General features: G+C 66.5%; 25 protein-coding genes. 9 read left to right on the top strand and 16 right to left on the bottom strand.

All coding sequences use genetic code 11. The annotated features are described in order from the left end of the window. Nucleotides 1-68: 68 nt before the first annotated feature. The 11 genes from ACT89H_RS23215 to ACT89H_RS23165 form a co-directional block, all read right to left on the bottom strand. Complete coding sequence (locus ACT89H_RS23215) at nt 69-1049, bottom strand: AraC-like ligand-binding domain-containing protein (protein WP_445110759.1); 981 nt, start codon at nt 1047-1049, stop codon at nt 69-71. A gap of 8 nt (nt 1050-1057) precedes the next feature. Next, nucleotides 1058-2368: a phenylacetate--CoA ligase PaaK gene (paaK, locus tag ACT89H_RS23210; protein ID WP_445110758.1), complete on the bottom strand. Its 1311-nt coding sequence runs from the start codon at nt 2366-2368 to the stop codon at nt 1058-1060. Nucleotides 2369-2388: 20 nt separating this feature from the next. Next, on the bottom strand, nt 2389-3489 hold the full coding sequence (gene paaE, locus ACT89H_RS23205; RefSeq protein ID WP_445110757.1) for a 1,2-phenylacetyl-CoA epoxidase subunit PaaE: 1101 nt from the start codon (nt 3487-3489) through the stop codon (nt 2389-2391). Between the two features lies 1 nt (nt 3490). After that, the gene (gene paaD / locus ACT89H_RS23200) at nt 3491-4000 is read right to left on the bottom strand and encodes a 1,2-phenylacetyl-CoA epoxidase subunit PaaD (RefSeq protein ID WP_445110890.1); all 510 of its coding nucleotides are present in this window, start codon (nt 3998-4000) and stop codon (nt 3491-3493) included. Between the two features lie 2 nt (nt 4001-4002). Then, nucleotides 4003-4920, bottom strand: coding sequence for a 1,2-phenylacetyl-CoA epoxidase subunit PaaC (paaC, locus tag ACT89H_RS23195; protein WP_445110756.1), 918 nt, complete (start codon nt 4918-4920; stop codon nt 4003-4005). Nucleotides 4921-4930: 10 nt separating this feature from the next. Further along, the gene (paaB, locus tag ACT89H_RS23190; protein ID WP_445110755.1) at nt 4931-5251 is read right to left on the bottom strand and encodes a 1,2-phenylacetyl-CoA epoxidase subunit PaaB; all 321 of its coding nucleotides are present in this window, start codon (nt 5249-5251) and stop codon (nt 4931-4933) included. Then, entirely contained in the window at nt 5248-6198 is a 951-nt protein-coding gene (gene paaA, locus ACT89H_RS23185) for a 1,2-phenylacetyl-CoA epoxidase subunit PaaA (RefSeq protein WP_445110754.1), read from the bottom strand. The genes paaB and paaA overlap by 4 nt, the downstream gene beginning before the upstream one ends. A 61-nt stretch (nt 6199-6259) precedes the next feature. Further along, complete coding sequence (locus ACT89H_RS23180) at nt 6260-7054, bottom strand: enoyl-CoA hydratase/isomerase family protein (RefSeq protein ID WP_445110753.1); 795 nt, start codon at nt 7052-7054, stop codon at nt 6260-6262. Next, nucleotides 7051-7932: a 3-hydroxyacyl-CoA dehydrogenase family protein gene (locus ACT89H_RS23175; protein ID WP_445110752.1), complete on the bottom strand. Its 882-nt coding sequence runs from the start codon at nt 7930-7932 to the stop codon at nt 7051-7053. The genes ACT89H_RS23180 and ACT89H_RS23175 overlap by 4 nt, the downstream gene beginning before the upstream one ends. Continuing rightward, nucleotides 7929-8666: an enoyl-CoA hydratase/isomerase family protein gene (locus ACT89H_RS23170; RefSeq protein ID WP_445110751.1), complete on the bottom strand. Its 738-nt coding sequence runs from the start codon at nt 8664-8666 to the stop codon at nt 7929-7931. The genes ACT89H_RS23175 and ACT89H_RS23170 overlap by 4 nt, the downstream gene beginning before the upstream one ends. Then, complete coding sequence (locus tag ACT89H_RS23165) at nt 8663-9883, bottom strand: thiolase family protein (RefSeq protein WP_445110750.1); 1221 nt, start codon at nt 9881-9883, stop codon at nt 8663-8665. The genes ACT89H_RS23170 and ACT89H_RS23165 overlap by 4 nt, the downstream gene beginning before the upstream one ends. 100 nt (nt 9884-9983) lie before the next feature. On the opposite strand from ACT89H_RS23165, the gene ACT89H_RS23160 reads away from it, so the two are divergent. The 7 genes from ACT89H_RS23160 to ACT89H_RS23130 all read left to right on the top strand — a co-directional run bounded on the left by ACT89H_RS23160 (nt 9984) and on the right by ACT89H_RS23130 (nt 17613). Then, nucleotides 9984-10610: a TetR/AcrR family transcriptional regulator gene (locus ACT89H_RS23160; protein WP_445110749.1), complete on the top strand. Its 627-nt coding sequence runs from the start codon at nt 9984-9986 to the stop codon at nt 10608-10610. 74 nt (nt 10611-10684) lie between these two features. Continuing rightward, the gene (gene paaZ, locus ACT89H_RS23155) at nt 10685-12730 is read left to right on the top strand and encodes a phenylacetic acid degradation bifunctional protein PaaZ (RefSeq protein WP_445110748.1); all 2046 of its coding nucleotides are present in this window, start codon (nt 10685-10687) and stop codon (nt 12728-12730) included. After that, entirely contained in the window at nt 12727-13041 is a 315-nt protein-coding gene (locus tag ACT89H_RS23150) for an EthD family reductase (protein ID WP_445110747.1), read from the top strand. The genes paaZ and ACT89H_RS23150 overlap by 4 nt, the downstream gene beginning before the upstream one ends. Before the next feature lie 76 nt (nt 13042-13117). Further along, a complete protein-coding gene (gene paaI, locus ACT89H_RS23145; RefSeq protein ID WP_445110746.1) occupies nt 13118-13534 on the top strand; it encodes a hydroxyphenylacetyl-CoA thioesterase PaaI in 417 nt (138 codons plus the stop codon). 204 nt (nt 13535-13738) lie between these two features. Then, a complete protein-coding gene (styD, locus tag ACT89H_RS23140) occupies nt 13739-15226 on the top strand; it encodes a phenylacetaldehyde dehydrogenase StyD (RefSeq protein ID WP_445110745.1) in 1488 nt (495 codons plus the stop codon). 312 nt (nt 15227-15538) lie between these two features. Further along, nucleotides 15539-15919, top strand: coding sequence for a YybH family protein (locus ACT89H_RS23135; protein WP_445110744.1), 381 nt, complete (start codon nt 15539-15541; stop codon nt 15917-15919). Nucleotides 15920-15972: 53 nt separating this feature from the next. After that, nucleotides 15973-17613: a CocE/NonD family hydrolase gene (locus tag ACT89H_RS23130; RefSeq protein ID WP_445110743.1), complete on the top strand. Its 1641-nt coding sequence runs from the start codon at nt 15973-15975 to the stop codon at nt 17611-17613. 82 nt (nt 17614-17695) lie between these two features. Here the strand turns inward: ACT89H_RS23130 and ACT89H_RS23125 are convergent, their stop codons facing one another. Then, nucleotides 17696-18097, bottom strand: a complete 402-nt coding sequence (locus ACT89H_RS23125; protein ID WP_445110742.1) for a hypothetical protein — start codon at nt 18095-18097, stop codon at nt 17696-17698. Nucleotides 18098-18374: 277 nt separating this feature from the next. On the opposite strand from ACT89H_RS23125, the gene ACT89H_RS23120 reads away from it, so the two are divergent. Further along, nucleotides 18375-19307: a phosphotransferase enzyme family protein gene (locus tag ACT89H_RS23120; protein ID WP_445110741.1), complete on the top strand. Its 933-nt coding sequence runs from the start codon at nt 18375-18377 to the stop codon at nt 19305-19307. A 143-nt stretch (nt 19308-19450) separates the two neighbouring features. Next, a complete protein-coding gene (locus ACT89H_RS23115; RefSeq protein ID WP_445110740.1) occupies nt 19451-20221 on the top strand; it encodes an SDR family NAD(P)-dependent oxidoreductase in 771 nt (256 codons plus the stop codon). Between the two features lie 365 nt (nt 20222-20586). Here the strand turns inward: ACT89H_RS23115 and ACT89H_RS23110 are convergent, their stop codons facing one another. From ACT89H_RS23110 to ACT89H_RS23095, 4 genes are all read right to left on the bottom strand, one after another. After that, nucleotides 20587-21192 (bottom strand): hypothetical protein, encoded by a 606-nt coding sequence (locus ACT89H_RS23110; protein WP_445110739.1) that lies wholly within the window; start codon nt 21190-21192, stop codon nt 20587-20589. Between the two features lie 217 nt (nt 21193-21409). Continuing rightward, nucleotides 21410-22279: an alpha/beta fold hydrolase gene (locus ACT89H_RS23105; protein ID WP_445110738.1), complete on the bottom strand. Its 870-nt coding sequence runs from the start codon at nt 22277-22279 to the stop codon at nt 21410-21412. After that, entirely contained in the window at nt 22279-23220 is a 942-nt protein-coding gene (locus tag ACT89H_RS23100; RefSeq protein WP_445110737.1) for a 3-carboxyethylcatechol 2,3-dioxygenase, read from the bottom strand. The genes ACT89H_RS23105 and ACT89H_RS23100 overlap by 1 nt, the downstream gene beginning before the upstream one ends. 22 nt (nt 23221-23242) lie before the next feature. After that, complete coding sequence (locus tag ACT89H_RS23095) at nt 23243-24226, bottom strand: zinc-binding dehydrogenase (protein ID WP_445110736.1); 984 nt, start codon at nt 24224-24226, stop codon at nt 23243-23245. Nucleotides 24227-24376 lie beyond the last annotated feature (150 nt).

Below are 24376 nucleotides of genomic sequence, written 5' to 3'. Positions count from 1 at the left end.
CCTACTCGACGCGCACCCCGCGTCGCCGTCGACCGGTCGCGGCGGCCGGTAGCCGCCGCGGGCGGCGCTCATCGCAGGCTGTTGCGATACTCGCGGGGCGGTACGCCGAACTCTTCCTTGAAGATCTTCGAGAAATGCGAGGAGTCGGCGAGTCCGTGCCGAGCGCAGATGGCGCCGATACTCAGGTGCGCGAGCCGGCCGTCGGCGAGGTCGTGACGACATCTCTCCAGCCGACGCCGCCGAATCCAGCCGGCCACCGTCGCGCCATCTTCCTCGAAGAGCCGCTGCAGATAACGTGGGGAAATATGGTGCCGATCGGCGATCATCCGGGTATTCAGTTCGATGTTGCTGAGGTGCGCGTCGATGAACGACTTCGCACTCGCCAGCAAGACATCCCCGGAATGCCGCTTGTCATCCGAATTGCTGTCTTCCAACACTGCCGAAGCCAAATCGAAGACCGCACTCTCGAGCAGCGGGGAGTCCCTGACTGCATCGTCGACCAGACTTCGGCGCAGACCGCGCAGGAATGGGGACACGACGCCGCCGATCCCCTGCTCACTGTGCATCCCGCGGGCGACACCCGCAGCCAGATCTCTTTCACTGGCACGGATTTCCGCCCGCGGGAACATCACGACGAACATGGTGAACGGCCCGTCGAATTCGAGCCGATACGGCTTGGCCGTGTCATAGATGGCGAAATCGCCGGGCATGAGCACTGCCGTACGGCCCGATTGGTGGACGACGCCCCGTCCCTTCACCTGCATGCCGAGCTTGATCAGTCCCGGATCTGATCGGCGGATGGTCGCGGCTGTGCGCCGGACCACGACCTCGTCACCGGACACCTCACTCAGCTGGACACTGCCGATGGTGCGTGATCGCAGCCCACCGCTGAATTCCGTGCCCACTGCACGCCTCATCGGTACGGCGGTGAGCGGTAGGAAGCCGGCGGTGATGGCTGTGCACCACGGATCGAACGCGAGCTTGTTCAGCTGGTAATTGCCCGTTACCGCGGGCACCGCGTCGACAATGTCAAGGCTGGTTCGGGACATCGCGCACCTCAGGGCCGCCGGTTGTCGATCAGCCGCTTGGCCTTGCCGATGGACCGTTCGAGTGCACCCGGCGCGAGCACCTCCACATCGACCGACACGCCGATCCGGTTCTTGATCCTGGAACGCAACTCCGCCCCCGCCGCATCCCGCTGCTCGGGAAGGGTGTCGGAGCGAGCCTCTACCCGGACGGTCAGCGTGTCCATGCGCGACGGACGGTCCAAGACGCACTGGAACTGCGGTGCCAGAGCGGGCACAGTCAGGATGAGCTCCTCGATCTGGGTCGGGAAGAGGTTCACACCACGCAGGATGATCATGTCGTCGCTGCGACCGGTGATCTTCCGCATCCGCCGCATCGACCGCGCGGTACCCGGCAGCAGGCGAGTCAAATCGCGGGTGCGATACCTGATGACCGGCATCGCCTCCTTCGTGAGAGAGGTGAACACGAGTTCTCCTTCTTCGCCGTCGGGCAGAACCGCACCGGTCTCCGGGTCGATGATCTCCGGGTAGAAGTGATCTTCCCAGATGTGCAGACCATCCTTGGTCTCGGCGCACTCCATGGCCACACCCGGCCCGATGACCTCTGACAATCCGTAGATGTCGACCGCGTCGATCGCCAACTGCTGTTCCAGTTCGGTTCGCATCTGCTCGGTCCACGGCTCGGCGCCGAAGATCCCCACCCGCAGCGAGGTGGCCGCGGGGTCGATGCCCTTGCTGATCATGGCGTCGAGGATGGTGAGCATGTACGAGGGGGTCACCATGATGGCGTTCGGACGGAAGTCCTGGATGAGCTGGACCTGGCGGTCGGTCATCCCCCCGGACATGGGGATCACCGTGCAGCCGAGCCGTTCGGCGCCGTAGTGCGCGCCGAGGCCACCGGTGAACAGGCCGTACCCGTAGGCGATGTGCACTATGTCGGAGGGACGCACACCGCTCGCACGCAGGCTACGCGCGATCAGGTCGGCCCAGTTGTTCAGATCGTTCGCCGTGTATCCGACGACGGTCGGCTGTCCGGTGGTACCGGACGACGCGTGCACTCGGGAAACCTGTTCCCGCGGGACGGCGAGCATCCCGAAGGGGTAATTGGCACGCAACTCCGCTTTGGTGGTGAACGGGAACTTGGCCAGATCCGACAGCTCCACCAGATCGGACGGATGCACACCGGCCTTGTCGAATGCCTCGCGGTAGTGTGCAACATTTTCGTAGGCGTGCCGGAGCGACCATTTGAGCCGGTCCAGCTGCAATGTCGATATCTCGTCGCGGGAAGCGAATTCGATATCCGTGTTCGGCGTCTGCGGGGAGGCGGGGGCAACGCTGCTCATCATGGCTCCGATAGGGTGGATCAGGCGTCGAAGTCGATTGTGACCGACTCGCTGAGTGGATAAGTTTGACAGGTCAGGACGAAACCTTCGGCGATCTCGGCTTCCTCCAATGCGTAATTGCGCCGCATATCCACCTCACCGGAGGTGACCTTGGCGCGACAGGTACCACAGACGCCGCCCTTGCAAGCGAAGGGAAGATCGGAGCGAATCTGCTCTGCCGCGTCGAGAACATTCTGGTCCCGCGGCAGTTCTCCGGTGGTGCTGCGTCCGTCGAGGGTGATGGTGACGGTGCTCGTCGGACCGGTTGCGCCCGGCTCCTGGTGGGTCTGCTGCGCGGGCGGCGCGTCCTCGACGAAGAACAATTCGTGGTGGATGCGCTTCTTGTCGACACCGAGCTCCGTCAACACGGTCTGCGCGTCGGTCACCATCCCGAACGGGCCGCACAGCCAGACGTCGTCGATGTCGTCGATGGGCACCAGCGCGGTCAGGATGGCGCGCAGCCGCGCGGCGTCGAGCCGTCCGCTGAACAACTCGACATCCCGCGGTTCCCGCGAGAGCACATTCACGACATCGAGTCGCGCCCCGAACCGGTCCTTCAGATCGGCGATCTCATCGGCGAACATCACCGAGCGCACCCGCCGGTTTCCATACAGGAGAACGACTTCCGCGTCGGAGTGGGCCAGCAATGACGAGGCGATGGACAGCATCGGTGTGATGCCGGATCCCGCCGCGATCAGCAGGTGTCGGCCGCCGGCCGCCGGATCCGCGACGAAGGTGCCCGAGGGGCCTTGCACCTCGATGCGATCGCCGACCTTGACGTCATGGACCAGCCAGGTCGAGAACAGTCCGCCAGGCACCTCCCGCACGCCCACGCGCGGCGCGGCGCCCACCGGCGCACAGATCGAATACGAGCGCCGGTGTTCCACGCCCGCCACGGCACGCCGCATGGTCAGCGACTGTCCCGGCTCGAAGGCGAACTCCTCGACGAGGTCGTCGGGGATCTCGAAGGTGACCGCCACCGCGTCGTCGCACAACTGCTCGACGTCGGCGACGACCAGGGACCGGAACGGCCGGTTGCGGGCCGCCGCACGCGTCCGGTCACCGCGAACAGGTGCACTCACGTCAGATTTCCTTCACATGGTCGAACGGTTCGAGGCAGGAGCGGCAACGGTACTGGGCTTTGCACAGGGTCGCGCCGAACTCGGACACCAGCTGCGTCTCCCGGGATCCGCAGTTCGGGCAGGCCAGATCGCGCGGACGGGCGCTGAGAGTCAGCGGGATCGGCCCGGCGTCGCGGCGAGGCGCGGGGCCCGGCAGGGAATAACCGGCATCCCGCAATTTGCGGCGCCCGTCCTCGGTGATCCAGTCGCTGCTCCAGGCGGGCGACAGACTCGTGTCGACCCGGACCTCTCGGAAGCCGTGCTGACGCAAGGTCCTGGTGATGTCGTCCCGCATCGTCGCGACGGCCGGACAGCCGGAGTACGTAGGTGTGATGGTGACCGTCACCCGGTTGTCCGCAGCCACCGCGACCGCACGCACGATGCCCAGGTCGGCAAGGGTCAACAGCGGCATTTCCGGGTCGGGCACCACCTCGACCAGGGCGCGTGCGTTCGCCTCGGCGGGGGCCGCCACGGTCACCACTTCCCTTCCGGATGCGCTCGCGCCACGCACTGCATCTCGGTCAGCAACGGCCCCAGGGCCTCCGTGTGAACGCCGTGGCGGCCGGACCGGCCGCCGACCGCACCGATCGATCGGCCGGTCGGGGCAGTCAGTTCCGCGGCGCGCAGCACCTGCTCGAGCACACCGTCGAATTCGGCGCGGAGCGTACGGGGATCGACACCGACCCCCACGGCGGCCAAGGCCAGCTCTTCCTCGGTCGGGACGAACAGCTCGGGGACGAAGGGCCAGACGAATTCCAGCGCCTCGACCATCCGCCGTCGCGATTCCGCCGTGCCGCACCCGAGTGTCACCGCCCAGCGCGCCGCGTAGTCGCGGTGGTAGGTCAGCTCTTTGACGCCTTTGCGAGCCACCGCCGCGAGCACGGGATCTCGCGAATCACGCAGCCGGTCGAACAGTGCCAGGCGCCACGTCGAGAAGACCAGCGACCGGACGATGGTGCGGGCGAAATCGCCGTTGCCGACCTCGACCAATCGCACGCAGCGGAACCCATCCTCGGCACGGAAGAACGCCAGCGCGTCTTCGGCGGGCACCGGCGAGGTGTCCGAGATGCCGGGAACGATCGTCGGATCCGCCGCGGCGGCCCGCGCCAGCAACAGTCTGGCCTGGCCGAGGAGGTCCAGGCCGATATTCATCAGCGCCACCTCCTCCTCCAACTCCGGCGCGCGCGTGCTCCACTCGGCGAGTCGCTGGGCCGAGATCAAAGCGTCGTCACCCAGCATCAGGCAGTAGCGAGCCAGCGCGGGCAGATCGACATCGGCGGGGACGGTGGTGTCGACACCGGCGAGCGGATCGTCGAAACTCGTTCCGAATGCCCACTGGCCGTGGCCGTCGCCTTCGAGGAGTCCACTGAAGGCGTTGTCGTGATCGATCATGGCTTCGCCTTCACATATGCGGGACGTTGTCGGGGATGTCGTAGAACGTCGGATGCCGGTACACCTTGTCGCCGCTCGGCGCGAAGAACGGATCCTTCTCCGACGGGCTGGACGCGACGATCGATGCGGACGGGACCACCCAGATACTGACGCCCTCGTTACGCCTGGTGTACACATCGCGTGCGTGCCGCAGTGCCATTTCGTCGTCGGCGGCGTGCAACGATCCGACGTGGACATGGTTGAGGCCGCGCTTGCCGCGTACGAACACCTCGTACAGGGGCCATTGCGCCCGCACGCGCACCGGCTCTGCCGCGGACTGTGTGTCGGTCATAGTTGCGTGCTCTCTCGTTCTCGCGCCGCGAAAACCATCGCGGCTTCGCGCACCCAGGCGCCGTTGTCGTGTGCTGCGCGGCGATTGGTGATCCGTTCGACATTGCACGGTCCGTTGCCGCTGACGACCTCGGCGAATTCGCGCCAGTTCGGCTCGCCGAAATCGTGGGCTCGACGCTCCTCGTTCCATGCCAGATCCGGATCGGGCAGCGTCACGCCCAATGCCTGCGCCTGCGGCACGGACATGTCCACGAATCGCTGGCGTAGTTCGTCGTTGGTGTGCCGCTTGACGCGCCAGGCCATGGACTGCTCGGTGTTGGGCGACTGGTCGTCGGGCGGGCCGAACATCATCAGCGCGGGCCACCACCACCGATCGACCGCGTCCTGCACCATCCGGCGCTGGTCCTCGGTGCCGCTCATCATGGTCATCAGCAGTTCGTAACCCTGGCGCTGGTGGAAGGACTCTTCCTTGCAGACGCGGATCATGGCGCGGGCGTATGGGCCGAAACTGCTGCGGCACAGCGGAACCTGATTGCAGATCGCGGCGCCGTCGACCAGCCAGCCGATGACGCCGACATCGGCGTAGGTCAGCGTCGGGTAGTTGAAGATCGAGGAGTACTTCTGCTTTCCCTCGATCAGCTTGTCGGTCAGGTCGTCGCGGTCGGCGCCGAGTGTCTCGGCCGCCGAGTACAGATAGAGGCCGTGGCCTGCCTCGTCCTGCACTTTGGCCATCAAGATGGCCTTGCGGCGCAGGGACGGCGCCCTGGTCAGCCAGTTCCCTTCCGGCTGCATGCCGATGATCTCGGAATGCGCGTGCTGGGCGATCTGCCGGATCAGCGTCTTGCGGTAGCCGTCGGGCATCCAGTCCCGCGGCTCGATGCGCTGGTCCTTGGTGATCGTCTCCTCGAATGCCTGCTGAAGTTGCGGCACTGGGCTTGCCGTTGTCATTTCGCCCTCTCTTCGGATCGAAGTGTTGGTGCGCTGCGACGGTCGATGTACTGCATCCGGCTCACCGCCCCTGGAAGACCGGCTGCGTCTTGGTCAGGAATGCTTCGACCGCCGCCCGGTGGTCGCCGGTCGCTCCCAGCGCCTCCTGCGCGAGCCGCTCGCGTTCGAGGGCATCGGGCAAACCCGATGCCTCGGCTCGCAGGAGCTCCTTGACTCGCCGATACGCCTCGGTCGGTCCCTGAGCGAGGGACCGCGCGAGTTCGCGCGCGGTGGTCTCCACCTCGTCGTCACCGACTACGCGGTGGACCAGACCCCACGCGTGGGCTTCTGCCGCCGTGAACCGGTCGCCCAGCAGCATCAGCCCCGCCGCACGGCTGTAGCCGAGCGCATGTACCAGCGCATAGCTGAGCCCGGAGTCGGCGGCGAGGCCGATTCCGGTGAAGGCGGTCGCGAATTTGGCCCCGGTGCCCGCCACCCGGATATCGCCGGCCAGCGCGATGCCCAGTCCCGCGCCGACACACGCACCACGAATCGCGACGACGACGGGAACCGGGATCTCGCTCAACGCCTGGATGAGCGGGTTGTAGTGCTCGCCCACGGTCCGCATCGCCGTACTGGGGTCGGCCCGCAACGCCGCTACGTGTTCGGCCAAATCCTGTCCGACGCAGAAGTTCTTGCCTTCGGAGGTGAGTAGCACCGCGCGTACCGCGGTGTCCGAGCCGACGGCGCGGACCGCCTCCCCGAGCTCCCGCTTGGTCTGCACATCGAGAGCGTTCGACGCCGCGGGGCGCGCCAGGGTGATGGTGGCCAGGCCGTCTGCTACGGCCGTGCCGACGGTGCTGCCGGTCGTGGTCACGATTGTCCTCCTGTCGGTGTGGTGTCCCAGCTGAAGAACCCCTGCCCGGTCTTGCGTCCCAATTCGCCGCGGGCGACCTTCTCGCGCAGCAGCCGGGGCGGCTCGAATCGCGGTCCCAGCGTCGCCGCGAGGTGTTCGGCGATCGCGAGCCGGACGTCGAGACCGACCAGGTCGGTGGACCGCAAGGGGCCCATCGGATGGCGGTATCCGAGCTCCATGGCGCGGTCGATCGCATCGGCGTCCGCCACGCCCTCCTCGAGCATGCGGATCGCTTCGAGTCCGAGGGTTACGCCCAGGCGGCTGGTGGCGAATCCCGGCGAATCGTTGACCAGGATCTCGGCCTTGCCGAGCCCGGCGACCCAAGCCCGCACGCGCTCGACGACCGCATCCGCGGTGGCCGGGGCCCGGACGATCTCCACCAGCACGGACGCCGGAACCGGATTGAAGAAGTGCATCCCGACGAACCGGCTCGGATCCTGCAGCGCGGCGCCGAGTTCGGCGATCGACAGCGAACTGGTGTTGCTGGCGATCACCGCCTCGGGGCGGACGATTTTGTCGACCGCCGTCAGCACGTCGACCTTGAGCGCCGGGTTCTCCGGAACCGCTTCGATCACCAGATCGAGGTCGACGGGCAACTCGGTGGGCGCCGCGACGGTGGAGACCCGCGCCAGGATGTCGGTGGGCTGCGCCGCGCCGAGCTTTCCGCGCGCCTGGGCATGGTCGAGACCACGTGCGACGCGGTTCAAGGCCGCCGTCTGGTCGGCCGCCTCGGCGATGACGACGCTGCTGCCGAGCGTCGCGAACACCTGCGCGATGCCCGCGCCCATCCGGCCGCCGCCTACCACGGCGATCCGGGCCGGAGTCTGTGTTTCGGTCATGCCTTCTTCTCCAGGAATGCGGTCATGCGGGAGTGTTTGTCCTCGGTCTCGAACAGCACCGCCTGGGCGATGTCGTCGGCGAACGGATGCGATCCCGGCGCGTCGACGATGGTCTTCGTCAATCGCAGCGCCAGCGGCGCGGAGCGGGCGATGCGGTCGAGGAGGCGATGCGCGGCGGTCAGGTGCTCGCCGGGTTCGGTGACTTCCAGGACCAGTCCCGCGCTGAGGGCGGTCGTCGCGTCGAGGATGTGTCCACCGAGCAGCACCTGTTTCGCGATGGAGACGCCCACCAGCAGCGGCAGGCGATAACTCGCACCGGCGGCGGCCATGATGCCCAGGCCCGGTTCCGGGTTGCCGAACTTCGCGGTACTCGTCGCGATCCGGATGTCGCAGGCATAGGTCAGTTCCGCGCCGCCGCCCAGTGCGTAGCCGCTGACAGCGGCCACCGTGGGCAACGGAAGGCGGCCGATCCGGTCGAACAGGTTGCGATTGATCCCGGCCAGCGCGTCGTCCCTGGTCCGGGCGCGCAGCTGGGCGATATCGGCGCCGCCGGCGAAGTGCTCGCCCCGGCCGGTGAGCAGCAACAGCTTCGGTGTCCGCTCCAACCGATCACAGACCTCGTGCAGCTCGGCGATCATTTCGGCGTTGATGGCGTTGCGCTGCGCCGGGCGATCGAGCGTCACGACCATGCGGTCGTCGCGCTCCTCGACGTCCAGCGTGGTGTAGGTGCTCATGGCGCCTCGATCAACATCGCGACACCTTGCCCGACACCGACACACAGGGTGGCCAAACCACGCCGCGCGCCCTCACGCTCCATCCGGCCCACCAGGGTGAGCAGGATGCGCGCACCCGAACAGCCGAGCGGGTGCCCCAGCGCGATGGCGCCGCCATCGGCATTGACAATGCTCTCATCGAGCTTCAATTGCCGCATCACCGCGAGGGACTGGGCGGCGAACGCCTCGTTCAGCTCGACCGCGCCCACATCATTGATCGACCACTTCGCACGTGCCAATGCCTTGTTGGTGGCCGGCACCGGACCCAGGCCCATGACATTCGGAGCCACGCCCGCGCTCGCGCTCGTCACGATCCGGGCGCGCACTCGCAACCCGTAACGCTCGACTGCTTGCGCACTGGCGACGACCAGTGCGCTCGCACCGTCCGACAGCGGTGACGACGATCCGGCGGTGACGATGCCGCCCGCACGAAAGACCGGTGTCAGTTTCGCCAGCTTCTCCAAGGTGGTACCGCGCCGCGGCACCTCGTCGACGTCGAGAATCCCGTCCTTGACCGGCACCCCCACGATCTCGCGATCGAAGTGCCCGGCGTCGGCGGCCGCGACGGCACGCTGCTGGCTGCGCAGCGCGAAGGCGTCGCTCTCGGCTCGGGTGATGCCTTCCAGCGCGGCGACTTCCTCGGCGGTCTCCCCCATCGTCAGGGTGATCTTGCGCGTCCGCGGGTCGGCACCCACCGGGATCGCCTGGTCCGCGGCGGCGAATTTCGGATTGGTGAAGCGCCAGCCCAACGAGGTATCGGCGACCTCGCCGGGACGCGCCCACGGGGTGCCGGGCTTGGCCATCACCCAGGGTGCACGAGTCATCGACTCGACACCACCGGCCACGATCACCTCGGCCTCGCCGCCACGAATCGTCGCGGCGGCGGACGCGACAGCCGTCAGCCCACTCGCGCACAAGCGGTTGACCGTGTAGCCGGGGACGCTGTCGGGCAGCCCGGCCAGTAGCACCGCCATCCGAGCGACATTCCGGTTGTCCTCACCGGCTTGATTGGCCGCACCCAGCACGACCTCGTCGACGGCTTCGACCGGCACACCGGCTCGGCGCACCGCTTCGGCCACGACCAGACCCGCCATGTCGTCGGGCCGGATACCGGCCAGGGCACCTCCATACCTGCCCTGCGGTGTCCGCGCACCGTCTACGAGGAAGACTTCGCCCATCCCTGCTCCTTGTCCGCTTGTCCCCTGAATTATTAACCGAACATTCGGTCAGTATCAAGCCCCGGGACGGCACCTGTGGCCGATGGGTCAAGATGGACGAATGACAACGGCACGAGTGGTTCACCGAACGGGTCGCCCCGGCAGACCCGGATACGACCTCGACTCCCTCCTGGCGGTCGCGGTCAAGGTGTTCAACGACAAGGGCTATGACGGCACCAGCATGGAGGTTCTCGCCAAGCGCCTCGGCATCACCAAATCCGCCATCTACCACCATGTTTCGAGCAAATCAGAGCTGCTCGACCTGGCACTGGCACGCGCGCTGAACGGACTGTTCGCCGCCACCACGGAGGAGCGGGCGATCACGGGACGCCACATCGACCGGCTCGAATACGTGGTCCGCCGCAGTGTCGAAGTCCTGGTCGCGGAACTTCCCTACGTAACCTTGCTGCTGCGGGTGCGTGGGAATACTCCGGTCGAGAAGCGCGCACTGGCGCGCCGTCGCGAGTTCGACGCGTTCGTCAGCGAGCTGGTCCGCGCCGCCGCGGACGAGGGCGATCTCCAGGCAGGCATCAATCCAGGCCTGATCAGCCGCTTGATCTGGGGCATGATCAATTCGATCGTGGAGTGGTACCGCCCCCGCAACGACGGCTCGGCCGACGATCTGGCCGACACGGTGGTCACGATCGTCTTCACCGGACTGCGCCGCGCCGAATCAAACGCTTCCTAGCCTCGGCCCTTGACACACGCCACACTCTCGCGGATCGTGATTACTGACCGAATGTTCAGTTGAACGGAGAGTTGATGAGCGAACTGCTGCAGAGCTATGTGGGTGGGCGCTGGTACACGGCGCCCGATGCGGGCACGCCGTTGCTCAGTGCCGTGGACGGCAGCGAGGTGGCTCGGATCTCGGCTACCGGCCTCGACCTCGCCCACATGGTCGACTACGCGCGCACCGTCGGCGGCCCCGCGCTGGCCGAGCTGACCTTCCACGAACGCGGCGCCGCGCTGAAGGCGCTGGCTTTGGCACTGATGGAGGGCAAGGACGAGTTCTACGCGCTCTCGTCCGCCACCGGCGCGACCGCGCGGGATTCCGCCGTGGACATCGACGGCGGTTTCGGCACCCTGCTCAGCTACGCCAGCAAGGCCCGACGCGAGCTGCCCAACGACACCGTCTACCTCGACGGCGCCCAGGAGCAGCTCGGCAAGAAGGGCACGTTCTTCGGCCAGCACATCTACACCTCCCGCCGCGGTGTGGCCGTGCAGATCAACGCCTTCAACTTCCCCGTATGGGGCTTTCTGGAAAAGCTGGCGCCGGCGTTCATCGCGGGCGTGCCGTCGATCGTGAAGCCGGCCAGCCAGACCGCCTATCTCACCGAACTGGTCGTGCGAAGGATCATCGAATCGGGCCTGCTGCCGGAAGGGTCGCTGCAGCTGCTGTGCGGCAGTGCGAACGGCCTGCTCGATCACCTGTCCGGCCAGGATTCCGTCGCGTTCACCGGTTCGGCCGACACCGCGGCCACCCTGCGCGCCCACCCGAAGGTCGTCACCGAGGGTGTGCATTTCAACGCCGAAGCCGATTCGCTGAACGCTTCGATCCTCGGCATCGACGTGGCCGTCGGCAGCACGGAGTTCGACCTCTACATCAAGCAGCTCGTCACCGAGATGACCGCGAAAGCCGGTCAGAAGTGCACCGCGATTCGCCGCGCGTTGGTGCCCGAGGCACTGGTCGACGATGTCGTTGCGGCCGCATCGGCCCGGTTGTCGAAGGTGGTCGTCGGCGATCCCGGCGCCGAAGGAGTGACCATGGGCGCTCTGGCCGGCCTGGAACAGCGCGAAGAGGTGCGCAAGGCGGTCCGCGGCCTGACCAAGTCCGCCCGCATCGTCTTCGGCGATCCCGACAGCGTCGACGTCGTCGGCGCGGATGCCGCGACCGGCGCGTTCCTGTCGCCGATTCTGCTGCGCTGCGACGACCGCGACGCCGTCGAACCGCATGAGATCGAGGCTTTCGGACCGGTCAGTACCGTCATCGGCTACCGGGACACCACCGACGTCATCGAACTGGCCGCGCGGGGCAAAGGCAGCCTGGTCGCCTCGCTGGTCACCGCCGATTCGGCCATCGCCCGCGCGATCGTTCTCGGCATAGCCTCCCACCACGGCCGGATCCTGGTACTCGACAGCGAGGACGCCAAGGAGTCGACCGGACACGGCTCCCCGCTGCCGGTGCTGGTGCACGGAGGCCCCGGGCGCGCCGGCGGCGGCGAGGAACTCGGCGGCATCCGCGGCGTACTGCACCACATGCAGCGCACGGCCGTGCAGGGCACTCCGAATGTACTGACCGCGGTCGGGCGACGGTGGGTGACCGGCGCGGACCGGTCCTCCGGCGAAGTCCACCCGTTCCGGAAGAACCTCGCCGAACTCCGTCTGGGCGACACCATCGTCGGTGGACCACGCCGCGTGACCCACGCCGATATCGCCCACTTCGCGGAATTCACCGGGGACACCTTCTACGCCCATACCGATCCGGAGGCCGCGGCCGCCAACCCGCTCTTCGGCGGCATCGTCGCACACGGCTACCTGGTGGTATCCCTGGCGGCCGGATTGTTCGTCGACCCCGCGCCCGGACCGGTCCTGGCCAATTTCGGCGTGGACAACCTGCGTTTCCTCACCCCGGTCAAGCCCGACGACGAGCTGACGGTGACCCTCACCGCCAAGCAGATCACTCCGCGCACCAGCGTGGACTACGGCGAAGTCCGCTGGGACGCGATCGTCACCAACCAGGGCGGCGACGCAGTGGCCACCTACGACGTGCTGACCCTGGTCGCCAAGCCGAAGGAAGACGCCGAATGACCTACCAGATCGCGGTCTGCTACGGGCGGCCGACCGACACCGCCGCGTTCGACGAGTACTACCGCACGACTCATGTCCCGATCGCTGACAAAGTGCCCGGTCTGACCGGCTTCACCTTCGCCAAATGCCGGTCCTTGGACGGCACCGAGCCCGCGTACTACGCCGTCGCGCAGCTGCAGTTCGACACCGAAGAAGATCTGCAGAATGCCCTGTCCTCGGCAGAGATGAGGGCGGCGGGCAAGGATGTGCGTAACTTCGCCACCGGCGGGGTCACCATGTACATCCAGAACGTCGAATCGGTTCGGTCGTAGCGCTTACCGGCCGCGGGCTCGAAGCAGCCCGCGGCCGCAGTGCTGCGCCCGGCACAGAGAATCCAGGAAAGTGGAGATGACCGCGATCGACGCAGATTCGTTCGAACTTGCCCGTCGGATGTTCGCCGACGACATCGCCTCCCGCGCCGCGGGCATCGAGATCACCGATCTCGGCAAAGGGCATGCGACAGCCACGATGACCGTGACCGAAAGAATGGTGAACGGTCATGGCATCACCCACGGTGGGTACATATTCCTGCTGGCCGACACCACATTCGCCATGGCCTGCAACAGCCACGGCCAGCGCGCTGTGGCGGCCCGGGCAGACATCCGCTACGTGCGCCCGACCCGACTCGGGGAAACCCTGACCGCTGTCGCGCGAGAACGTACTCGCTTCGGCCGCAACGGGATCTACGACGTCACGGTCGTGGACGACCAGCAGCACATCGTCGCCGAATTCCGTGGCGACAGCCGTGTCGCTCCGGTGGGGTAGGTTTCGCCAGCGTATTCACCATCTTGTCGTAGGGGAACGCCGGCCCGCACGGAGAGTGCGCTATCGACCAAGCGACTGTGCGCGCAGCGACAAGTAATTCCGGAGGCGAGTCATCAAAGTTATGACCCAGGTCACTACGTGTGGCCTGGCTCATACGTAGCCACCGGACCGGCGCGGCCGGCCCCAGCGAAGACAAGGAGCATCATGAGCACGTTGCCCGAGCCGACGATCGCCTCGGCACTGCCGGACGGGACCGCGACATCGCTGTTCATCGCAGGCAAGTGGCGTGACGCCGCCGACGGCGGAACCTTCGTCGACATCAACCCCGCCACGGAGGCCGAACTCGTGACGGTGGCGGCGGCGACCGCGGAGGACGTCGACCAGGCGGTTGCGGCGGCACGGACCCAGCTCGAGGGGGAATGGGGCGCCCTGCCGGGCGTGACCAGGGGCCGAATCCTCAACAGGATCGCCGACCTCATCGAACGCGACGCGGATATCCTGGCCCGGTTGGAGGCCCTGGACATCGGCAAGCCGATCGGTCAGCCCAGCGTGCTCGACATCCCCAACGCCGCGGCGACGTTCCGGCACTTCGCGGGCTGGGCCGACAAGGTGACCGGAACGGTCATCCCCACAGCGGGAAGCATGGGCAGGCCGACGCACTCGTTCACGGTGCGCGAACCGATCGGTGTCATCGGCGCGATCATCCCGTGGAACACGCCACTGATGATCGCGGCCTGGAAGATCGCGCCGGCTCTCGCGACGGGCAACACCATGGTCGTCAAACCGCCGGAGGACGCGCCGCTGTCGATCCTGCACCTGGCCAAGCTGGCGCAGGAGGCCGGACTGCCCGACGGTGTCCTGAACGTCGTGCCCGGATTGGGTGAGGTGGCCGGTGACGCCCTGGCTCGCCACGCTGGCGTGGACAAGATCAGCTTCACCGGCAGCCCGCGGGTCGGACGGCTGATCGCCAAGCTGGCCGCCGACACCTTCAAGCGGGTCACCCTCGAACTGGGCGGAAAGTCCCCGCAGATCATCCTGGCCGATGCCGACGTCGAGGCCGCGATCAACGGCACCGCCATGGGGCTGTTCTTCAACCAGGGCGAGGTGTGCGCGGCGGGCACCCGCGTGTTCGTGCATCGTTCGCTGTATGCACAGGTAGTGGACGGACTGGCCGCGGCGGCCACCGCGCAGGTACTCGGCGACCCGCTGGACCCGGCCACCACCATGGGCGCACTCGTCAACGCCAAACAGCGGGAGAGCGTGCTCGGCTACATTCAGAAGGGCCGCGACGAAGGCGCCCGACTCGTGGCGGGCGGCGCGGCCGGCGGCAACCGCGGCTATTTCGTCCAGCCCACGATCTTCGCCGACGCGACCAACGAGATGACCATCGCCCGCGAGGAGATCTTCGGCCCGGTCGGCACTGTGATCCCGTTCGATGATGTCGACGAGGCCATCCGCATGGCCAACGACACCGACTACGGGCTCGCTGCGAGCATCTGGACCCGGGACGTCTCCTACGCCCATACCCTCGCGCGCAAGGTCCGCGCCGGTGCGGTTTGGGTGAACGGCTGGGCGGCCATCGATCCGGCGCTGCCCTGGGGTGGCATGAAGACCAGCGGGATCGGCCGGGAACTCGGCTGGGCGGGCATCGAAGCCAACACCGAGGAAAAGGTAGTCACCGTCATCCTGTGACCGGCCGCCGGGAGCCCCGTGAACTCGCTTGCGTCCCGGCGTCCGAGTACGCCGGACGCAAGCGAGGCCTCCCGATTCCGGACAGTCCGATCAGTATTCGAACCATTCGTTCAATTACTTTACGATGTCTTTTACTTTTTTGTAACTGATTTCGTATGTTTCCGATCCGTTCATGAACTAGCCTCTGTCTCGCGCGACGGCACTGCCGAACCCCCACGCCACCACGTCCGTAGCCGGTGTGAACGCTGCCGGGTCGCGCCAGAGCCATCGCGGATACGACTTCTCCATACGCTCGACGAAAGAAGAAACACCATGTCCTCGTACACCGGCACCACCGACCCCCACCAGCTCTCCGTACTGTTCGTCGAATACTTCGACGCCGGCGATGTCGACGGGCTGGTCTCGTTGTACGAGGACGACGCCATTCTCGTTGTCCCGGGCGTGACGGCGAACGAGCCCGACGCCCGCCGGAAGACGTTCGAACAGTTCTGCGCGATCGGGGCAAAGGTGCGGGTCGTCAACAAGACGTTGCTGGTCGGCGACGATCTGGCACTCTCGCACGGGCACCTCGTCATCGAAGCGGCGGGGCAGGACCCGCTGGAAATTCGGACCGCCGAGATCCTGCGGCGCCAGGCGGACGGCACCTGGAAGTACAGCATCGACAACGCGATCGGTTCGGCGATCCTCGACTAGGACCCAGGTCACCGAGCCCGCGCAGACGTTCCGTTCCCACCCTGGAAGTGCTCATGTCCCAGATCACCCGAAGCCCGAGTTGGGTGCAGCGCGGCGTGGACCGCGCCGTAGCCGCGGCCCTGAAGTTGCCCGCCGCCTCAGGCGGCTACACAGTCACCGAGGATATCCCGGTCGAGATGCGCGACGGCGCGAAGCTGCTCGTCGACCACTACGCACCTGTCGGAGCCGCGCAGGGGACGATCCTGGTGCGTTCCCCGTACGGGCGCAACCAGATGCAGACCGCGCTCTACACCCGCCCGTACGCTGCACGCGGATACCACGTCGTGCTGGCTCGGTGCCGGGGCACATTCGGTTCCGGCGGTACCTGGGAGCCCATGGCCGACGAGGTCGAGGACGGCGCGGACACCGTCGCATGGTTGCGCCGACAGCCCTGGTTCGACGGCCGATTCGCCACCCTCGGCGCTTCGTATCTGGGATTCACGCAGTGGGCCTTGCTGCAGGACCCGCCACCGGAACTGGTGACGGCGATCGTTCAGGTGGGTCCGCACGATTTCGCCCGCGTCGCGTACCAGGGCGGCGCTTTCGCGCTCAACGACCTGCTCGGCTGGGCCGAGGTCGTCGCGCACCAGGAGGAATACGGGCTTGTTCGCGGTGCGCTGCGCATGGTCACGACCGCCAAACGCATCGAACAGCCGCTGCACAGCCTGCCCATCGCCGACTGCGGCGCCGACGTGCTCGGCGATCTCGACGGGTGGTTCAGGAAGTGGGTCGGCAACCGCGATATCACCGGCGGCCACTGGCCGAAGGTCCGGCTGACTGACGCACTCGACCGAGTCGAGGTCCCCGTGCTGATCCATACCGGTTGGCAGGACATTTTCTTCCAGCAGGCCATGGAGCAGTATCACCACTTGCGGGAGCGCGGCGTGGACGTGGCCATGACCGTCGGCCCGTGGGAGCATCTCGACATCGAGGGCAACGCCTCCCCGACGCTGATGGCAGAGAGTCTCGACTGGTTGAAGGCGCACTTCACCGGTGCTGCGCTGCAACGATCGGCAGCGGTGAAGGTCTTCGTGTCGGGTGCGGGGCAATGGCAAGACCATGCGAGCTGGCCGCCCGCGACGTCGTCGGAAACCCTCCACCTGCACCCGGCCGACGGGCTGCGGGAGCAACCCTGCGAAGCACCGGCTTCGGCGTCGTTCACCTATGATCCGAACGATCCCACGCCGAGCGTCGGTGGGCGTCTGATGTTCTCCCGGGGCGGTTACCAGGACGACCGGGAACTCGCCGCGCGCGAGGACACCCTCGTCTTCACCGGTTCCGCGCTGGAGGCCCCGCTCGAGATCGCCGGGGCGCCGGTGGTGCACCTCGCGCACGACAGCGACAATCCGCACGCCGACGTCTTCGTTCGCCTGTCGGATGTCGATCCCAAGGGACGATCCACCAACGTCAGCGAGGGCTTCGTTCGCCTCGGGCCGTCCACCGGCAGCGGTGCGCTTCGACTGGAACTGGACCCGGTAGCACATCGGTTCGCGGCCGGGCATCGGATCAGACTCATCATCGCCGGCGGCTCGCATCCACGCTTCGAGCGCAATCTCGGTACCGGCGCGGACCCTGCCACTTCTACCGAAATGGCTCCCTCGCATCGGACGATAGACCTCACCCAGTCGCATGTCGTCCTCCCGGTCATCTCCTGAGCACAGCCTCCGACGGCTCCGGATTCGGGGCACCGCGCCGAGCGGGTGATGCGCGCCGCACCAGCACGCCTCCCGCGCGTCCTCAGTTCGCCCAGAAGACTCGAAAGGAGAGATACCGTTGGAGGCGACCATCCTGGCCGTAGGGACCTCCGCCGAAGTCGACCGTGTCGAGCGCGAACTTCCCTCGGCCCGGCCAGGCGGCAACGGAGCACATCGGATCGCTCGCCGTCGGCAAAAAGCCGACCTGATCACGGTGCCGATCAACGACTTCCGCTATGTCGGATTGCGACGCCCACTGCAAGCGTTCCTTTCCGCCGGCAGCAGCGGGGACATCAATATAGTCATCGCCGACGGTCGTGTCTTGGTCGAGGACCGGAAAATCACCTTCGTCGACGAGCGGGAACTCGCGGAGGCATTCCTGGCGGCTTCGTCCGATTTCGCCCGTCGCGCTGGGCGCCGATATCCCACAAACCAGATGACCCACGGCTGCCCCACTAGTGGGCCGATGCACAGTAAGCGTTACTGATATGTAAACAAATGAACGTATCGTTAAATACGCGTCCGTTCAGTATTGACTGCAATCTATCCGCCTGCGTAGATTGCAGAGGCAACCCACTGCATGAGCACCCGCGAAGCCCGGTAGTGGATTCCTGCCGCAAGTCGCAGAGAGAGGGCAATACAGCATCATGATTTCCGATATCGATTCCGCGGCCCGAGTCGCACGCCGTGCGCTGCACAACTATGCCGCTGCGGATGATGCTGTGCTCACGTTTGTCAAATACCGCGAGAACTATGTGTTCAAAGTGGAAATGGCGAGCGGAACTTGCGCCCTGCGAATCCACCGCTCGGGTTACCGCAGCGACGACGAGATCGCCGAAGAACTCGACCTGCTCGGCGCCCTGGAAAATGCCGGTGTCGCCGTGCCACGGGTCCGCGCGTCCGCCAATGGCGCTCCCCTCTGCCTGGTCGCCGACGACGACGGCGAGCTGCATCAGGTGGATATGCTGGACTGGGTGGAAGAAGCCGAACCGCTCGGCGACATCGGCACAGCGTTCTTCGGCGAAGCGCCGGTCGACGAGAGCCAGTTCCAAGCCCTCGGCGCGCTGATCGGGGAATTCCACAATGCGGTGTCCTCGATCGAGGGGACCGGGCGATCCACCCGGCCGGCCTGGGACGCACACGGCCTGGTCGGCGACCGGGCGGTGTGGGGCGACCCGCGACGCGCTTTCACCGGCGAAACCCGCGAGAGCGCAATCGTCGAGAAGGCTATTCCACTGCTGATCGCCACGCTGGAGGAGTACGGCCGGCTGCCCGGACGGTACGGTCAGATCCACGCGGACTTCACGCCGGAGAATGTCCTGGTCGACACGCAGCGGATGACCATCATCGATTTCGACGACAGCGGCTACGGATACTACTTGTTCGACCTCGCGACCGCGTTCTTCTTTTACCAGCCGCATCCCCGGGCCGACGCCGTCCTCGACGCACTGTGCGAAGGCTACCGGAGCGTGCGGGAACTGGACTCCTCCGACTGTTCGGCACTGCGCCCGATGCTTCTCGCTCGTGGTCTGACCTATCTGGGCTGGGCCGCGGACCGTCCCGGCGACGAGACCTCCGATTTCATCCTCGAGCATATCCGCCCCCTGGTCGTGGACCTCGCGGCAGAATTGCTCCAACGGCCGGTTCCGCGGTAGGACGCGGTCGCCGACCATTTCCCGGCGGTGGCGGTCCGAGCGCCGTCCGGCGAGCCATCCGCACCATTCGTCGAGTCAACAGGTTGTCCAGCGGTGATCCGCTGGAGCCGACGTCCACACATCTCTCAACCAGGAGCGCAAGAATGATCACCCTTGGACTCGAAGGACGAAATGTCCTCATCACCGGCGGAACGTCGGGGATCGGCCTGGCGGTCGCGGACCTGTTCGCCGGCGAGCAGGCGCGCGTAGGAATTGTCGGCCGCTCCCCCGAACGGATGGACGCGGCTCTGAAGACGCTGCGCGCCGCGCACCCGGAGGCGACGATCGTCGGAGTCGTGGCCGACGTAGCCGACGAGGATTCGCTGCAGAGCGCGGTCACCTCGATCGCCTCCGAACTCGGCGGACTCGACCATGTCGTCAACAGCGCCGGTATCGCGGGGGCCCTCGGCGAAACCGTCGATGAGATCCAGGCGGACGACTTCCTCGAAGTCCAGCGAATCAACGTCCTGGGTGCGTTCTTGACGGCCAAAACTACACTGCCGTATCTGAAGGAGGGCGTCGACCCGACGTACACCCTGGTCGGAAGCGACTCCGGCTTCGTCACCGCGCCCGGTATGCTCGCCTACAACGCGTCCAAAGGCGCGGTCGTCCAACTTACCCGGGCACTGTCCGTGGAATTGCACGAGCCGCATGGCATTCGAGTCAACAGCGTATGCCCGTCGATCGTCGACACACCGATGTCGCGTGATGGGATGGGGATCGAATCCTTCGCCGGGGTGGACTATCCGGTGAGCACACCGGAGAACATCGCGTGGCTCGTGCTCAGCTTGGCTTCACCGAAATCCGTTGCCGTCAATGGTGTTTCGCTTCTCGCGGACTACGGCTACCACGCCCGCTCCTCCTTTCCCGCCTGACCCCGGCACCCGACGCGCCGTTTTCGCTCTGCCGTAGGCGGGATCGGCTCATCGTCGCCTGTGCACCGGCTCCGAGCGGGGCCGGTGCAGAGCGCACCGAAGATACCGCCCACTGCCCATTGGGATCCGGAGTAGCTGTATACCGCCGCGCGACCGGTTCGTGGTTGGGGTAGGGTCGGCGCCGACTGATCGCCGACCTGGTAGCGCTCGCGGCAGTTGTCAAGGCACCCGAAGGCGGCCCGCGCGATCGCGTAGCTCACCGAGAATCACGCGATCGCGCGGGAAACCGCGCGGACGCTGCGGTTCGGCCCGCAATGTCGATCGTCGCGTCGAATCCAGGGGACCTGCGACGATCTCGACTCGGGTCAATAGCGCACGTGCAATCCGTCGATGTCGGGTACGTATCCGGGCAACTCCCATGCACCCGACAGCACGTTCTTGACCATCGCTTCATAGGCCTGCACTTGCTGCGCGAGCCGTCGCCATAGACGTTGTAGCCGCGCCGGAGCTGTCCGCGCCTGCGTCGCTTCGGTTCGGTCCGCCGGCGGGGACCAATCCCCCAGTTCCTGTAACGCCAGAACATCCGCCTTGGCCAGCTTCGCTATCACCAATCCCAGCGACTCGAGCGCCATCTCACGGCCACGGTTGGGTAGCGCGTAGACCGCCCAGTCATCGATCTCGCCGATCACCGCGTCTATGCGGCTACTCAGCTCCGTCGGCTCCAAGGTGTGGCGGCTGCAGAACAATCTGCCCAATTCATGCGCCAGTCGTGCCAACTTCGGCCATGTCGTATCCACGTCGCTGCTACGGATGGCACACTGAAGCACTGTGACCGCCGGGAACAAGCATTCCGATCGTGGCCGCACGCTCGACGGGGAGTCAGCTGTCCATACGTCCTCGCGCAGCACGATGTCGGAGAACTCGATATCGGGATTTTCCAGGTACACCGTGCCAGCCACCTCCATGTCCATTCTGATCGGGGCAGCTCGAGCACGGCGACAATGCCGAACGGTCGCAACACTCCCAGATGGTCTGTGCCGACAGCCGCTCACCCAGAGAGCGACCTACGGCTTATACTAGCGATTAGCTATTTGTACTATCCGTTCACTATTCTGTCAATGGCATTCCGGCTGGTCGCGGCGTTCTTTTCCCTCTCGGGGGTCGAGCAGGTGTGTGCATTTGTCATCATCAGGGCTCGAAGAAGTTCAGTAGCGCCTCGGCGGTCCGACCAGGAGCCTCTTCCGCCGGGAAGTGCCCAGATGGCAGGGCGCAACCACGAACATCGGCCGCTACTTCCCGCCAGGTCCCGAGCGGATCATAGTGGCGACCGACGAAGCTACGCTCACCCCACAGAACCAAGAGCGGACAGCCGATCCTGCGATCGAGGTCGGCGGCATCGTGATCGAGATCGATCCCTGCCGCGGCTCGGTAGTCCTCGCACGTGGCGTGGATCGTCTTCGGATCCCGGAAGCAGCGCCGGTACTCGGCGATCGCCTCGACATCGAAGAAGTCGTCCTCGGCACCGACATTCATCAGCCGGTCGAGCCACAGGTCGGATTCGGCCCCGATGAGCCGCTCCGGTAGGTCGTAGGGCTGGATGAGGAAAAACCAATGGAAATACGTCGCGGCCATGACCTTGTCGACCGTACGGTAGGCGTGTCGCGTCGGGACGATATCCAGCACGGCGGCTTGCTCGATCCGGTCGGGATGATCGAGGCACAGGCGATGCACCACACGGCCACCTCGGTCGTGCCCCGCGACGCGGAAACGCGGATACCCCAGGGCGCGCATCACCTGCACTTGATCGGCTGCCAGCACGCGCTTGGAATAGGCGAGGTGGGTGGCGTCACCGGGCGGCTTTCCGCTGTCGCCACAGCCACGCAGGTCAGGTATCACCAGGGTGAAGTGCTCGCTGAGAATCGGAGCCACTCGGTGCCATGCGACATGTGTCTGGGGGTAGCCGTGCACAAGCAGCAGAGGTGGACCGCTGCCTCCCGTCCGGAGATTGATCTCGACGCCATCGACTTCGATCCGGTGATGGCCGAAGCCTTCGAACATCACCGCCGCGGTCGCGCGGTCGCCACGGCGAAGCCGGCGATCCACGCCGGAATGGCCTCGTAGAAACGATAATTCAAGTCGTAGCGCCCGGTTGCGGCGAGTGAGGCGAAGGCGGCGATCCAGGTGCGCACCTCGTGCGCGGAGCCACCGCCCTGCTGCCCCATCCATTCGACAGTCCACGTATCGAATTCCGCCAGATCGTTCTCGGCGAGCAGGTCGAGCAGCTGGTTGTCCCAGGCGGTGTTGATCGGGGTCATCGAGCTGGTTCCGCTGACGTAGTCGCGTCCCGCCTGCACGACTCGCTCCTCTCCGCGAGCGCGCTGTTGCGGTGTCGGTGGATGTCCCTCGATGAGCGCATCGGCCACGCGCGGCGGAGCCCCCTGCAGCACCGGCACCGGCGGATCATGCGACAGTCCACCGGAGGCCAGATACAGCACCCGCAGGTCCAGCTCGCCTGCCGCTTCTCCGATCGCGGTGCCCAGCGCGCGGATGCGGCTCATCGGGCCGAGCGGTGTCGCGACTCCGTTCACGAACACCGGGACGACCGGCACCTGGTCGATGCCGCCGAACAGCACTTCGAGCGGCTGGGCGAAGCCGTGGTCGACGGTCATGCGCGCGGAGATGGTCAAGTCCACGCCGCGGTCGAGAACGCCTCGCGCGATCGCTGTCGCGGCGGCGCTGTCGACCGACAGCGCGCCTGCGACGGTGCCGAAGTCGCCCACCGCGTGCGCCTCGGTGGCCAGGCAGAACGGTGGCATCTCCTTATAGAAGAAGCCGTTGTAGTGGTCGGGGGCGTAGAGCACGACCAGCTCGGGATCGAAATCGCGGATGAAGTCCCGCGCGATCGTCACGGCTTCGTCCACCCGCGCGAGAACCTCCGGCGCCGGGTCGTTCTTGCCGATGAGCGGTGAGTGGGACAGGCCGACTGCTGCTGCTGTCATGAGAGTTGATCCTCGAAGTCGTTCAGTGGGCGGGGGCGGGCGGATGAATGACGAGCTTGCCGGTCAGGCCTCCGTCGATCATGAGCTGGAATCCCTTGTGGATGTCGGTGAGCGGCACTGTGCGATCGATCGCCGGGCGCACCCCCGTCGACTCCAGCATCCGCAGCAGCCCGACGAGTTCGGCACGGGTGCAGCCGGTGGAGCCGAGGATGCGCTGCTGCAGGTAGAAGATGCGGTTCAGGTCGGCCGAGGGGTCCGCGCCGCTGGTGGCGCCGGCGACGACGATCGCGCCGCCGGGGCGCAGCGATTTCAGCGAGTGCTGCCAGGTCGCCGCCCCGACCGTTTCGATGACGACATCGACCCGCTCGGGTAGCCGCTCGCCGGTCGGCACGGCGGCATGAGCGCCCCAGGCCAGCGCTTCGGCTCGCTTGTCGGCGCTGCGGCTGCTGGCGTAGACCACCGCGCCCGCGGCCGAGGCCAGCTTGATCGCGGCCGAGGCGACCCCGCCTCCGGCGCCTTGCACGAGGACGCGGTCACCGGGGCGGATCCCGGCCTTGGTGAACAGCATCCGGTAGGCCGTGGTCCAGGCCACCGGCAGGCACGCGGCCTCGTCGAAAGACAGCCACGCCGGCTTCGGCAGTACGTTACGAGCAGGGACGGCCACGTACTCGGCGAAGGTGCCATCGTATTGTTCGGACATCAGCGCCCGATTCGGATCGAGGGTCTCGTCGCCGCCGCCGGCGTCCGGGTCGGCGATGACCGGGTGGACGATCACTTCGGTGCCGTCCTCGTCGTAGCCGGCGGCGTCACAACCCAGGATGATCGGCAGTCGCTCCGGCGGATGCCCGACCCCGCGCAGCGTCCACAGATCGTGCATGTTCAGCGACGAGGCCACGACGCGAACCAGGGTCCAGCCCGGTTTCGGTGACGGCACGGGGACGTCGTGTACCACCAGACCGGCCAGCGGGTCGGTCGGACTCTGAGATACGGCCTGTGCAGCGAGCATGGCCTCACACTCGTGGGCGTCCGGGTGCCGTTCCAGCTGTCGTGCCGCCCTGCGGAACACGCGGTGGCTGTCGGCCCTCGATCACGGGTTCTGTAGGTGCCATGACCTCCACCATCGAACCTGCCGGTTCCGAGAGCGCGACGGCCACTC

Source organism: Nocardia aegles, from assembly GCF_052545135.1.
Note: the sequence above shows the minus strand (reverse complement) of the source record. Positions and strands in the feature narration are given on the sequence as shown.

Coding starts and splice junctions, on each gene's coding strand:
- ACT89H_RS23110 (WP_445110739.1), bottom strand. CDS start 21,192: ATGGACATGGAGGTGGCTGGCACGGTGTACCTGGAAAATCCCGATATC.
- ACT89H_RS23130 (WP_445110743.1), top strand. CDS start 15,973: ATGTCCCAGATCACCCGAAGCCCGAGTTGGGTGCAGCGCGGCGTGGAC.
- ACT89H_RS23095 (WP_445110736.1), bottom strand. CDS start 24,226: ATGCTCGCTGCACAGGCCGTATCTCAGAGTCCGACCGACCCGCTGGCC.
- ACT89H_RS23165 (WP_445110750.1), bottom strand. CDS start 9,883: ATGGGCGAAGTCTTCCTCGTAGACGGTGCGCGGACACCGCAGGGCAGG.
- paaA (WP_445110754.1), bottom strand. CDS start 6,198: ATGACAACGGCAAGCCCAGTGCCGCAACTTCAGCAGGCATTCGAGGAG.
- ACT89H_RS23160 (WP_445110749.1), top strand. CDS start 9,984: ATGACAACGGCACGAGTGGTTCACCGAACGGGTCGCCCCGGCAGACCC.
- ACT89H_RS23115 (WP_445110740.1), top strand. CDS start 19,451: ATGATCACCCTTGGACTCGAAGGACGAAATGTCCTCATCACCGGCGGA.
- paaK (WP_445110758.1), bottom strand. CDS start 2,368: ATGAGCAGCGTTGCCCCCGCCTCCCCGCAGACGCCGAACACGGATATC.
- ACT89H_RS23105 (WP_445110738.1), bottom strand. CDS start 22,279: ATGTTCGAAGGCTTCGGCCATCACCGGATCGAAGTCGATGGCGTCGAG.
- paaI (WP_445110746.1), top strand. CDS start 13,118: ATGACCGCGATCGACGCAGATTCGTTCGAACTTGCCCGTCGGATGTTC.
- styD (WP_445110745.1), top strand. CDS start 13,739: ATGAGCACGTTGCCCGAGCCGACGATCGCCTCGGCACTGCCGGACGGG.
- ACT89H_RS23100 (WP_445110737.1), bottom strand. CDS start 23,220: ATGACAGCAGCAGCAGTCGGCCTGTCCCACTCACCGCTCATCGGCAAG.
- paaB (WP_445110755.1), bottom strand. CDS start 5,251: ATGACCGACACACAGTCCGCGGCAGAGCCGGTGCGCGTGCGGGCGCAA.
- ACT89H_RS23150 (WP_445110747.1), top strand. CDS start 12,727: ATGACCTACCAGATCGCGGTCTGCTACGGGCGGCCGACCGACACCGCC.
- ACT89H_RS23215 (WP_445110759.1), bottom strand. CDS start 1,049: ATGTCCCGAACCAGCCTTGACATTGTCGACGCGGTGCCCGCGGTAACG.
- ACT89H_RS23135 (WP_445110744.1), top strand. CDS start 15,539: ATGTCCTCGTACACCGGCACCACCGACCCCCACCAGCTCTCCGTACTG.
- ACT89H_RS23175 (WP_445110752.1), bottom strand. CDS start 7,932: ATGACCGAAACACAGACTCCGGCCCGGATCGCCGTGGTAGGCGGCGGC.
- paaZ (WP_445110748.1), top strand. CDS start 10,685: ATGAGCGAACTGCTGCAGAGCTATGTGGGTGGGCGCTGGTACACGGCG.
- ACT89H_RS23170 (WP_445110751.1), bottom strand. CDS start 8,666: ATGAGCACCTACACCACGCTGGACGTCGAGGAGCGCGACGACCGCATG.
- paaC (WP_445110756.1), bottom strand. CDS start 4,920: ATGATCGATCACGACAACGCCTTCAGTGGACTCCTCGAAGGCGACGGC.